The organism is Candidatus Phytoplasma pyri, from assembly GCF_046600495.1.
Lineage (GTDB): Bacteria > Bacillota_I > Bacilli_A > Acholeplasmatales > Acholeplasmataceae > Phytoplasma > Phytoplasma pyri.
Genome location: NZ_JBKIOZ010000001.1, coordinates 40,192 through 52,133, shown reverse-complemented (window position 1 = coordinate 52,133; position 11,942 = coordinate 40,192). Strand labels below are relative to the sequence as shown.

Sequence of the window (11,942 nt, the reverse complement as noted above, 5' to 3'; positions counted from 1 at the left end):
TATAAAATATTTTTATTAATTTAATAAATAAGGAATAATAGGTATAATTAAATTTTAATGATTGCACAAGTTGTTGTTGATTTGAAAACATTTGAATTACGAAACCGACATTTTGATTATTTAATACCAAAAGAGTTTCAAGGAATGATTCAAAAAGGCATGCGTGTTATAGTTCCTTTTGGTTTAAAAGATAACAAAAGATTAGGATATGTTTGTGATTTAGTTGATTATAGTGAATTCGCTACAAAAGAATTATATGAAGTTTTAGATGTTGAACCTTCGATTGATTTCGAACTTTTTTTATTAGCAGAAGAAATTTTAAAAATTCCTTTTATTTCAAAAGCATTAGTTTATGAAACAGTTATTCCTAAAGGACTTTTGGTAAATTATCAAAAAAAGGCTTTGCTTTTAAATAAAGAAGGTATTTCAGAAGAAATAATACAAAAATTTAATAATAAAAATGAATGGTTACTTAGTAAATCAGAATATAAAAAATTTGGTGTCGAATTAAATAAATTAGCTTGTAAATTTAATGTTTTAAAAATAAAAACTTTATTAAAACCTCGTTATTCAGAAAAAAAAGAAATTTTTTATTGTTTTAACCCTATTTATAATGATTATAATCAAATACATTTAACTCCTAAAGAAAAATGTGTTATAGAAAAATTAAAACAAATATTAAATATAAAAAAAAAAGAATTTTTGAAATTTAGTCCTTATGTTGTAATTAATAATTTATTAAAAAAAGGAATTATTTTAAAATATGAAAAAAATTTTAATGAATTTTTTTTGCACCATAATTTTTCTTTATTAAAAAATAAAGAAGTAATTTTAAATCAAGAACAAACAGAAACTTTAAAACAAATTAATTTAAATAAAAATAAAGTATATTTACTTTATGGTAAAACTGGAACTGGTAAAACAGAAATTTATTTAAAATTAATTGAGGAAATTATAAAAAAAAAACGACAAGTTTTGATTTTAGTTCCTGAAATAATTTTGATAGCTCCTTTAGCACAAAGATTAAAATCTAAATTTACTGAAGAAAAAATATCTATTATACATAGTTTATTGACTTTTAAAGAAAAATATAATCAGTATAAAATGATTAAAAATCAAGAAGCAAAAATTGTATTAGGTACCAGAAGTGCTATTTTTTCTCCTTTACAATCTTTAGGTATTATTATTATTGATGAAGAACATGATGAATCTTTTATACAAAAAGAATCGCCACCATTATCTTATGATGTTAAAGAATTGGCTAAAATTAGAGCGAAATATCATAATATACCTTTAATTTTAGGTAGTGCCACACCTTCTTTAGAAAGTTATTATAATGTTCAACAAAATATATATAAATTATTAACTTTAAATAAAAGAATTTTAGTTGATAATTTTCCTTTAATAAAATTAGTTGATATGAAAGAAGAATTAAAAAAAGGTAATTTAGAACCTTTTTCTTTTGAATTAAAAAAAAAATTAAACGAAACATTAAAAAAAAATGAGCAAGCAATTATTTTTATTAATACTAAGGGCTATGCACCTTTTTTATTGTGTCGTTTTTGCGGTTATGTTCCTAAATGCAACGAATGCAATATTAGTCTTACATTTTATAAAAAAGAAAATCTTTTAAAATGTAATCATTGTGGATTTGTTTTAGAATTTAAATTAATTTGTCCTAAATGTAATCAAAAGAAAATTAAAACTTTTGGGATAGGAATTGAATATCTAGAAAATTACTTAAAACAAAATTTTCCTAAAATAAAAATTAAAAGATCAGATACAGACACTATTACTAAAATTAGCGAATATGAAAATATTTGGAATGAATTCAACCAAAATAAAGCTCAAATTTTATTAGGTACACAAATGATTTCTAAAGGTTTAGATTTTTCTAACGTTACTTTTGTTGGAATAATTGCAGTTGACAATTTATTAAAAATACCTGATTTTAAAGCTTCTGAAAAAACTTTTCAGTTATTAATGCAAACATCAGGACGTGCTGGAAGAACTAAGCAAGGTACAGTAATTATTCAAAGTTATGATATTGATAATTATATTATTAAATCAGTTGCTTATTATCAAGAAAAATATGTTTTACAAAAACTTTTAGAAGAAAGAAAAATATCTAAATTACCTCCATTTAGTTATGTTAGTAAAATTTTAATTTGTCACGAATCATATCTTCAGGTTTTTTCAATATCTAAAAATATTAAAGATATTTTAGAACAAAAATATAATAAAAAAATGATTGTATTAGGCCCTATTTTATCTTTAATATCTAAAAAAAATAATAAATATAGAATATTGTTAACGTTGAAATATTTTGAATGGCCTTTGAATTTAGATTTTATTTTAAAAGATAATATTTTAAAAAATGCTGATATTTTTTTCGACAGATTTGCAAATTTATTTTAAATTTATGGTTTAATTATTTATATAATTAATTTTTTTATTTTTAGTATATTTAGTTATTTGTATTTTTTAAATATTTTTTATATTTTTTTAGGAGATAATTTTATGTCTAAGAAAAAAAAAGAAAATAGTTCACAAACATTAGGAGAAGAAATAGCTAATTCTATTTCGCATGGTTTAATGATTCCTTTTGGAATTATAATGTTAATTTTTATTTCGTGTTATATTTATCGTATATCACAAACATTTACTAATATTCCATTTTTTAAAAAATTTTTTTCCATATTTTCCCCCTTTACTATGATTTTTCTTTATTTAACTAGTACTTTATATCATGCTTTAAGTTTTACAAAAGCAAAAAAAATATTTAAAAAATTTGATCATATTGGTATTTATTTATTAATTTTTGGAACTTTTACTCCTTTTTTGCTTTTATCTCCAGAATTAAATAAGAAAGATTTTGATATAGGTCTAATTTTTTTTATTTTTCAATTTATTATAATAACAATAGGCATTATGTTAAAATGGTTTTGGATTTATAAATGGAATAAAATACATATTTGTTTATTTCTTTTATTAGGTTGGAGTTCTTTGTTTATTTTTCCACATTTTTATCAAATAAAAAGTTATTATTCAGTTTTTTATTTTTTATTAACTGGTGGAATTTTTTATAGTTTAGGAGTTTATTTTTATATTAAAGATTATAAAAAATATTATCATTTTATTTGGCATTTATTTGTTTCATTAGGTACTATTTGTCATTTTATTGCTATTAATGATTTTTTAAACAACTGTATAATAAAACAAATATAATTTATTTTTTTTATTTTTTATTAACTAGTTGACTTTTTATAGTTTAGGAATTTATTTTTATATTAAAGATTATAAAAAATATTATCATTTTATTTGGCATTTATTTGTTTCATTAGGTACTATTTGTCATTTTATTGCTATTATATTTTTTTACATAAAAATTTTTATATTATCAAAATAATAAATTATAATTTAAAATAATATATAAATATCATAGGAGAAATTTTTAATTATATGAAAATTATATCAGTAAATGCAGGAAGTTCTTCTTTAAAATTTAAATTATTTGATATGCCAAAAGAAAAATTAATTGTTTCTGGATTAATTGAAAAAATAGGTGATCAAAAAGCTATTTTTAGTCTAATTTATGGAACTACTAAAAAAGAAACAATTATGCCAGTTTTAAATCATCAACAAGCAGTAAAATTATTATTAGAATCTTTGCAAATTAATAAAATTATTAATAATTTAGAAGAAATTAAAGGAGTAGGTCATAGAATTGTTCAAGGTGGAGAATTATTTAAAGATTCTGTTATTTTAACTGAAGAAAATATTTTAAAAATTGAAAGTTTAAATGATTTAGCTCCTTTGCATAATTATGCTAATGTTTTAGGTATAAAAGCTTTTGAAAAAATTATACCTAATATTTTTCAAGTGGGTGTTTTTGATACTACTTTTCATCAAACTATAAGTAAAGAAGTTTTTTCTTATGCTATTCCTTATGAATGGTATCAAAAATATAAAATTAGAAAATATGGATTTCACGGCATTTCTTATAAATATGTATCTAATAGAACTTCAGAAATATTATCTAAAAAAGATTTAAAAATTATTGTTTGTCATGCGGGTAACGGTGTTTCTTTATGTGCTATTGATAGTAATAAGTCTGTAGATACTTCTATGGGATTCACACCACTTGAAGGTGTGCCGATGGGTACAAGAAGTGGTAATATTGACCCTACTATTGTTGAATTTATATCTCATAAAGAAAATAAAAGTATTGAAGAAATTATGAATATTTTGAATAAAAAATCAGGTTTTTTAGGTGTTTCAGGCGTTTCGAATGATGCTAGAGATATTGAAATGTCTTTGCAAAATGGAAATAAAAGATCTTTATTAGCTCATGATTTACAAATTAAAAAAATAGTTGATTATATCGGTAGTTATTATTTTTTATTAAAAGGAATAGATGCTTTAGTTTTTACTGCTGGTATTGGTGAAAATTCTTTATTATTTAGAAAAAACATTATTCAACGTTTATCTTTTTTAGGAGTTTATTTAGATGATGAATTTAATAATTCTAAAGGTGAAAGAATTATTAGCACTCCATCTTCATTTTTTAAAGTTTTAGTTATACCTACAAATGAAGAAATTGAAATTGTTCGAGAAGTTTTTAGAATTAAAAATTAAATTTTTATTATTAGATAAAAATATAATATTTTTATCTAATAAGATTTAATTAATTTAAATATATTTTTATTAATTAAAATCAATATTGTTTAATTATTTTATTTTTTTTATTATGGATTGGAGGAATACTCAAGGGGCTTAAGAGGTACGCTTGGAAAGTGTATAGATCTTTAAAAAGATGCAAGGGTTCGAATCCCTTTTCCTCCGCCATTATTAATTAAATAAAAATAAATCATTATTTTTAAAATTATTTTATCATTTTGGTTTATTTTTATTTAATTAATTTTTTGAAATTAATATATTTTTTTTTTATTTATTCAAATTTTTTATTAATAAAAAATAATATAATTTATATAATTAATTTTATTTATTATTAATTTAGATTATAATTTTTTATAAAATATTCCTATATTTGTTAATAAATTTTGATTATTTTTAATAAATTAAAATTTTATAATTTTATTATATTGATAGGAGTTTAAATTATTGTGCAAACTTATTTAAATTTATGTCGCCATATTTTAAATTATGGGAAAAAAAAAATAGATCGTACAAAAATAGGTACTATAAGTATTTTTGGTTATCAAATGCGTTTTAATTTACAAAAAGGATTTCCTTTATTGACTACTAAAAAAATGAATTTTAAAGCTATTATACATGAATTATTATGGTTTATTAAAGGTGATACTAATATTCGTTACTTAGTTCAAAATAATGTTAATATTTGGAATGAATGGCCTTATCAAAAATATTGTAATTCAAAATTTTTTCCAAAATTAACATTACAAGAATTTATTGAAAAGATTAGAACAGACGAAAATTTTGCTAAAATTCATGGTGACTTAGGACCTATTTATGGACATCAATGGAGAAATTTTCATGGAATCGATCAATTAAATAATTTAATTTCAGAAATTAAAAAAAATCCTTACTCAAGACGTTTAATTTTAACTGCTTGGGATCCTACTTTGATTAAAAACATGTTGTTACCTCCTTGTCACGTTATGGTACAGTGTTATGTTGAAAAAAATAAAATTTCTATGCAACTTTATCAAAGAAGTGGAGATATTTTTTTAGGTATACCATTTAACATTGCTTCTTATTCTTTATTATTAATTATCATTGCGCAATGTACAGGTTTAAAACCTTTTGAATTTATTCACACTATAGGTGATGCTCATATTTATAATAATCATATAGAACAAATTCAAAAACAAATAAAAAGAATTCCCAAAAAGTTACCAATTATGACTTTAAATCCTCAAATAACTGATATTAATCAATTTAAATTTGATGATTTTAATTTAGAAAAATATAAATCTCATAGTATTTTGAAAGGGGTTGTTGCTGTATGATTAGTTTAATTACTGCTTTAGATCCTAATTTTTTAATTGGTAATTGTAATATGTTACCTTGGCATTATCCTCAAGATTTAAAATTTTTTAACAAAATGACTAATAATAAAAATGTTTTAATGGGTTATTTTACTTATAAATCTTTAAAAAAATATTATAAAAATAAAAATTTTTTATTTAAAAATACTTATGTTGCCAGTTTTGATCATTCATTGAAGTTATCTGATGGAATTGTTATAAATGATTTATTGAATTTTTTAAAAAATATTAAAGATGAAATAATTATAATTGGTGGAAGTCAAATTTATAAACAAACTTTATCTTATGTAAATATACTTTATATTACTCATATTTTAAAAAGATTTAAAGGGGATTCATTTTTTCCTTTTGTTAATTTAAATAAATATAAGATTGTGTCTAAAAAAATTTATCCAGAATTAATTTTTGTTGAGTATCATAAAATAAATTAAATTTTTTATTTTAAAGAAAAAGGTGATTTAAAACAAAATGTTTAATTTAATTTTTTTATTTATCTTTTTTGTTAATTGGGGATTTTTAATTTTAAAATTTTTCAATAATAGTTATTTATTTTATTTATTTATTTTTTCTTTATTTCCTATATTATCTTTTTTAATATCTTTAATTTTTATTTTTTTACTTTGTTTACTTTGTATTATAATTATGAAAAATTTAAGAGTAAATCATAATTTTAAGTATATAGTTCTTCGAAACATATCTATTTTTTTATTAAAATTATTAAGAATTAAAATAGTTTTTAAAAATTATGATTTAATACCTTTAAAAGAAAATTTAATTATTTATGCCAATCATAAATCATGGTTTGATGCTTTTATTATTTTAAGTGTAATACCAAGATGTTTAGCTTTTACTCCTAAAGATGCTTTATATAAATATTCATTGATAAATCATTGTTTTAATTCTTTTGATTGTATTCAAATATTTAGGAAAAATAATCGCGAAACAGCAAAAAATTTAATTAAAGGTATTGAAAATATAAAAAAAGGATTAGCTATTGTTATTTTTCCCGAAGGAGGTATAAAAGATATTAAAAATGAAAAAGCTGTAGAATTTTTACCTGGCGCTTTTAAAGTTGCTTTTAAAAGCAATGCTGCTATTTTGCCTTTGAGTATTAAAGGTTCTACAAATATTAAAAAATTTTTTTGGCTTAAAAGAAAAATTGTTGAAGTTCATTGTCATAAATCTATTAAGTTTCAAGAATATCAATTTCAAAATACAAAACAAATATCAGAAAAAACACAAAAAATAATTAATTCTATTTTTTAATAATATTAAAAATTATTATTTTAGTTAAATTTTTTAAAATATTATATTTTTTGAAAGGAATAAAAATTGTTAAATGTTAAATAAAAAAGAAATTCAAACTATTTTAAATCAATCTTTAGACACAGGAGCTGATTTTGCTGAACTTTTTTTTGAAGAAACGAATATTAATAATTTAGGAATTATAGGTCAAGAAGTTATTAATTGTAGTAGTCAAAATATTTTTGGTGTAGGCGTTAGATTATTACAGGGAATTAATGAAGTTTATGGTTATACTAATGATATTAGTTTTTCTAATATTTTGAATTTAGTAAAAAATTTGAAATTAAATTTTTTTGGTTCACCACAAAAAGTAATTTCTTTATCAGAACCAGAAAAATTACCAAATAATATTAAAATACCATATTCAAGTATGACTAAATTAGAAAAATCAAAAAAAATGCTTAATTTATCAAAAATTATGAAAGATTATGATGTTAAAATTATTCAAACTCGTGTAAATTTAACAGAAAAAGAACAGAAAGTTTTAATAGCTAATACAAAAGGTGTTTATCAAAATGATATTAGAAATTATATTCATTGTAGTTTGATTTCTGTTTCTCAAAAAGATAATCAAATGAAAGAAAATTATGAAGTAGTAGGAAAATGTGTTGGTTTGGAATTTTTCGAAATTTTTGATTTAGTTAAAATTGCTAAGAATGTATCAAAAACAGCAATTATTTTATTAGATGCTAAAGAGATAAAACCACAAAAAATGTCTGTTGTAATTAATAATGGTTTTGGTGGTGTAATTTTTCATGAAGCTTGTGGGCATCCTTTAGAAGCATCATCAGTTGCTAAAGGTTTTTCTCCTTTCACTGGAAAGATTAATCAAAAAATTGCTTCTGAATTGGTAACAGCTTATGATGATGGTAATATTAAAAATTCCTGGGGTAGTTTAAATTTTGATGATGAAGGTAAAAAAACTCAAAAAAATTTATTAATTAAAGATGGTATTTTAAAAAATTATTTAGTTGATTTACGTAATGGTAGAGAAATGAATATTGAATCAACCGGTTCTTCTAGAAGAGAATCATATAAATTTTCTCCTACCTCTAGAATGAATTCTACTTATATTGATTCAGGTAAAGATACACCACAACAAATTATTAAAGATACAAAATATGGTTTGTATGCTAAAAGTTTAGGTGGTGGAACAGTTGTTCCTTTAACTGGTGAATTTAATTTTGTCGTTAGAGAAGGATATTTAATTGAAAATGGTAAATTAACTTTTCCTGTTAAAGGAGCTATGTTAATTGGTTATGGACATGAAATTTTAAATAAAATTGATCGAGTTGCTAATGATTTAAAATTATCACAAGGTTCTTGTGGCGCTGATTCAGGTTATGTTCCAGTAGACGTAGGTCAACCAACTATTAGAGTTAAAGAAATAATTGTTGGTGGCACAGAAAAGGAAAATTTTTAATAAAAATGTATCAAAAATGGATTGAAAAAGGAATATCTAAAGGATTTTCTGATTTAGAAATATTTATTAATAAAAATAAAAAATTAAATATTTCTTTAGAAAATGGAAAAATCGATTCCTATACTGAAAGTAAGATAATTTCTGTTTCTTTAAAAGGTATTTATAAAAATAAAATATCTCAAGTTTATTTTGAAAATTTAAATGATGATAATTTCGATAAGATGTTAGATGTTTTAAAAAACAATACATCTATTATTGATACTAAAGAACCAGCTATTATTTTTGAAGGTTCTGAAAAATATCCAGATATTATAGAAAATAATTTTGATTTTTCTAAAGTTGATTTAGAATTAAAAATTAATTTATTAAAAAATTTAGAAAAAAATATTTCTAAAAGTTCTTTTTATAAAAAAATTGAAAAAAATAGTTATCAAGAAACATTTCATCAAAAAATATTAATTAATTCTAAAGGAGTTAATTTGAAAAGTAATAATAGCTTTGCTTATATTTATACATCGGCCATTTTTACAAAAAATAAAGATATTCAAAGTTATGAAAAAGTTCAATTAGTTAAAAATTTTCTTGAATTTGATGTTGAAAAACATGCTAAAAAAATTATTGTTAACGGTGAAAAAAAACTTTGTGGAAAATCTTTAAAATCTAATTTTTATCCAACTGTTTTTTCTAATGAAATGTTTGCAAAAATTTTGAAAAGTTTTAGTGGTATATTTAGTGCAGAAAAAGCTTATAGAAATTTAACTCCATTGAAAGATAAATTAAATGAAGTTATTGCTTCTCCTAAAATTAATATTATTGATGATCCATTATCTGATTTTACTTATTTTAAGGAAAAATTTGATGATGAAGGTGTTGCTTGTTATAAAAAAATGATTGTTAAAAATGGGGTTTTTAAATTATTTGTTAATAATTTAAAAACTGCTAAAATATTTAATCAAAAACCAACAGGTAATGGTTTTGGTAGTGGAATTTCTATGACTAATTTTTATCTAGAAAAAGGTGAAAAAACTTTAAAAGAAATTATTTATCCTATTAAAAATGGAGTTTATATTACTGATTTAGTGGGATTACATACTGGTGTTGAAACTATAAGTGGTGATTTTAGTTTACAAGCAAGTGGTTTTAAAATTCAACAAGGAGAAATTACTAATCCGATTAAAATGATTGTTATTTCAGGCAATTTTTTTGATATTTTAAAAAATTTAAAAGATATTGGTAATGATTTTAAATTACAATTATCTGGATTCGGTAGTGCTAGTGTTTATGTTGGTGATTTAACTATTGGTGGCGATGAGTAATAATAATTAAAAATTTAATCAAAAAATAATTTAGAAGGTGAAAATATGTATAATTACGATGGAATAAATTATCAAACTTTAATTAATCAAAAAGAATTAGTTTTAGTAGATTTTTTTGCTGAATGGTGTGGACCTTGTCAAAAGTTAACACCAATTTTAGAACAAGTTTCTCAAATTAAGAAAGATATTTTTTTTTGCAAAGTTAATGTTGATAATTATCGTTCTTTGGTTTTAGAAAATAAAGTTGTTAGTTTTCCGACCTTAATTTTATATCTAAAAGGTAAAGAAATTAAGAGACAAATTGGTTATTGTTCACAAAATGAATTGATAAATTTTTTAACTTAAAAAATGTTTTTATATTTAGAGTTATAAAATTTTTTCAAAAAGGAATTAATAATGCAAGGATTTTTTTTAGTTTATAAAAATAAATTTATTACATCGCATGATGTTGTTAAACAAATTAAAAAAAAATTTAATTTTTTAAAAGTTGGTCATTCTGGTACTTTAGACCCTTTAGCAGAAGGTCTTTTAATTGTTTTTATTAATAAAGCTACTAAATTAGCTTTTTTATTTGAAAATTTAGATAAACAATATGAAGGTACTTTTGTTTTTAATAAAAAATATGATACCTTTGATATTTTGGGTAAATTGATTGCTGTTAAGAATAATATTATTTCAGATGAACAAGTTCAAAGATCTTTTGATAAATTTCATAAAAAGAAATATTTACAAAAACCACCTATGTATTCATCTATAAAAATTAAAGGTCAAAAAATGTATAATTTGGCTAGAAAAAATATTATTTTAGAAATTCCTAAAAGAGAAGTTATTATTCATAGTTTGTTAAAAACTTCATTAGTTTATGATAACCAAGTTGATTTTTTAACTCATGTTTCTAAAGGTACTTATGTTAGAAGTTTAGCTTCTGACATAGCTTTAGATATGAATACTTATGGAGCTTTAAAAAAATTAAAAAGAATATCAATTGGAAATTATTTATTAAGTGATGCTAAAACTATAGAAAAAATTAGTTTAAAAGATTTAAAAATGGTTGAAACATTATTTTGTAATTATAACGAATTAATTTTAAATGATTATTTAATTAAGTTAGTTAAAAATGGAATTTATTTAGATCAAAGACAAATTATAACTAATAAACCTTTTATTGTTAAAAATAATAAAAATCAATTGGTTGCTTATTATGAACCAATTGTTAAAAATATATATGCTCCTAAATTTTTTTTTTAATAAAATAAATTTCATGAAAAATAATAATTTATAAAATAAATTAATTATTAAAAAAATAGAAAGTTTATTTAATTATGAAATATCAAATAAAATATAATAAAAATAAAAAAATTTTAATATATTTTATTTTTTTATTTTTATTATATTTAACTTTTAAAAATCAATTACTATTAAAAATATATAATAATTTTAAAAAATTTCAAAAAGAAATTAAAAATAATGAAATTTTTAAATTAAATAATGAATTATTTGATTATAAAAAACAAGAATTAAGTAAAAAAAAATTTATTTTAGATATTGTTATTTATAAAAATAAAATGTTAAAATTAAAAATTAAAAAATTTAATAAAAAAATAAGAAATTTATTTAAGAAAAACAAAAAGTTAAATTATATTTTAAACTTAAAGGAAGAAATAATTAAAAAATTAGATAAAAATTTTAAATTTTTTCAAATAAATGTAAATGAAATTATAGAGTTATCCAAAGAACAATTTAAAGAAATTATTGATTTAAAAAAAAAAATAAAAGAAAAAGAGAAAATTATAAATTTATATATAAAATTAAATAATTGTGATTTTTCTATTAAATAAAATAAAAATAAAATTAAATACAGATTTT

The 11,942-nt window shown here is 20.1% G+C and carries 11 protein-coding genes and 1 tRNA gene; all 12 read left to right on the top strand.

Annotated features, from left to right (window positions below):
* Positions 1-57 precede the first annotated feature (57 nt).
* Complete coding sequence (gene priA, locus ACLHHF_RS00330) at positions 58-2,418, top strand: replication restart helicase PriA (protein ID WP_411307842.1); 2,361 nt, start codon at positions 58-60, stop codon at positions 2,416-2,418.
* A gap of 102 nt (positions 2,419-2,520) precedes the next feature.
* On the top strand, positions 2,521-3,228 hold the full coding sequence (trhA, locus tag ACLHHF_RS00325) for a PAQR family membrane homeostasis protein TrhA (protein ID WP_411307841.1): 708 nt from the start codon (positions 2,521-2,523) through the stop codon (positions 3,226-3,228).
* Positions 3,229-3,462: 234 nt separating this feature from the next.
* On the top strand, positions 3,463-4,638 hold the full coding sequence (locus ACLHHF_RS00320) for an acetate kinase (protein WP_411307839.1): 1,176 nt from the start codon (positions 3,463-3,465) through the stop codon (positions 4,636-4,638).
* A 119-nt stretch (positions 4,639-4,757) separates the two neighbouring features.
* Positions 4,758-4,848, top strand: a tRNA-Ser gene (locus ACLHHF_RS00315).
* A 278-nt stretch (positions 4,849-5,126) separates the two neighbouring features.
* Positions 5,127-5,993, top strand: a complete 867-nt coding sequence (locus tag ACLHHF_RS00310; RefSeq protein ID WP_411307838.1) for a thymidylate synthase — start codon at positions 5,127-5,129, stop codon at positions 5,991-5,993.
* Entirely contained in the window at positions 5,990-6,463 is a 474-nt protein-coding gene (locus ACLHHF_RS00305) for a dihydrofolate reductase (protein WP_411307837.1), read from the top strand. The genes ACLHHF_RS00310 and ACLHHF_RS00305 overlap by 4 nt, the downstream gene beginning before the upstream one ends.
* A gap of 37 nt (positions 6,464-6,500) precedes the next feature.
* The gene (locus tag ACLHHF_RS00300; RefSeq protein WP_411307836.1) at positions 6,501-7,298 is read left to right on the top strand and encodes a lysophospholipid acyltransferase family protein; all 798 of its coding nucleotides are present in this window, start codon (positions 6,501-6,503) and stop codon (positions 7,296-7,298) included.
* Between the two features lie 73 nt (positions 7,299-7,371).
* Positions 7,372-8,760 carry a TldD/PmbA family protein gene (locus ACLHHF_RS00295; protein WP_411307835.1) on the top strand — a complete coding sequence of 463 codons (1,389 nt, stop codon included), beginning with the start codon at positions 7,372-7,374 and terminating at the stop codon, positions 8,758-8,760.
* Between the two features lie 5 nt (positions 8,761-8,765).
* On the top strand, positions 8,766-10,076 hold the full coding sequence (locus ACLHHF_RS00290; RefSeq protein WP_411307834.1) for a TldD/PmbA family protein: 1,311 nt from the start codon (positions 8,766-8,768) through the stop codon (positions 10,074-10,076).
* Positions 10,077-10,121: 45 nt separating this feature from the next.
* Positions 10,122-10,421 carry a thioredoxin family protein gene (locus ACLHHF_RS00285; protein ID WP_411307833.1) on the top strand — a complete coding sequence of 100 codons (300 nt, stop codon included), beginning with the start codon at positions 10,122-10,124 and terminating at the stop codon, positions 10,419-10,421.
* Between the two features lie 51 nt (positions 10,422-10,472).
* Entirely contained in the window at positions 10,473-11,324 is an 852-nt protein-coding gene (gene truB / locus ACLHHF_RS00280) for a tRNA pseudouridine(55) synthase TruB (protein WP_411307832.1), read from the top strand.
* A 74-nt stretch (positions 11,325-11,398) separates the two neighbouring features.
* On the top strand, positions 11,399-11,914 hold the full coding sequence (locus tag ACLHHF_RS00275) for a hypothetical protein (protein ID WP_411307831.1): 516 nt from the start codon (positions 11,399-11,401) through the stop codon (positions 11,912-11,914).
* Positions 11,915-11,942 lie beyond the last annotated feature (28 nt).

Bases quoted from the DNA above. Each gene is read 5' to 3' on its own strand.
- ACLHHF_RS00305 (WP_411307837.1), top strand. From the start codon at position 5,990: ATGATTAGTTTAATTACTGCTTTAGATCCTAATTTTTTAATTGGTAAT.
- trhA (WP_411307841.1), top strand. From the start codon at position 2,521: ATGTCTAAGAAAAAAAAAGAAAATAGTTCACAAACATTAGGAGAAGAA.
- ACLHHF_RS00295 (WP_411307835.1), top strand. From the start codon at position 7,372: ATGTTAAATAAAAAAGAAATTCAAACTATTTTAAATCAATCTTTAGAC.
- truB (WP_411307832.1), top strand. From the start codon at position 10,473: ATGCAAGGATTTTTTTTAGTTTATAAAAATAAATTTATTACATCGCAT.
- ACLHHF_RS00320 (WP_411307839.1), top strand. From the start codon at position 3,463: ATGAAAATTATATCAGTAAATGCAGGAAGTTCTTCTTTAAAATTTAAA.
- ACLHHF_RS00290 (WP_411307834.1), top strand. From the start codon at position 8,766: ATGTATCAAAAATGGATTGAAAAAGGAATATCTAAAGGATTTTCTGAT.
- priA (WP_411307842.1), top strand. From the start codon at position 58: ATGATTGCACAAGTTGTTGTTGATTTGAAAACATTTGAATTACGAAAC.
- ACLHHF_RS00285 (WP_411307833.1), top strand. From the start codon at position 10,122: ATGTATAATTACGATGGAATAAATTATCAAACTTTAATTAATCAAAAA.
- ACLHHF_RS00300 (WP_411307836.1), top strand. From the start codon at position 6,501: ATGTTTAATTTAATTTTTTTATTTATCTTTTTTGTTAATTGGGGATTT.
- ACLHHF_RS00275 (WP_411307831.1), top strand. From the start codon at position 11,399: ATGAAATATCAAATAAAATATAATAAAAATAAAAAAATTTTAATATAT.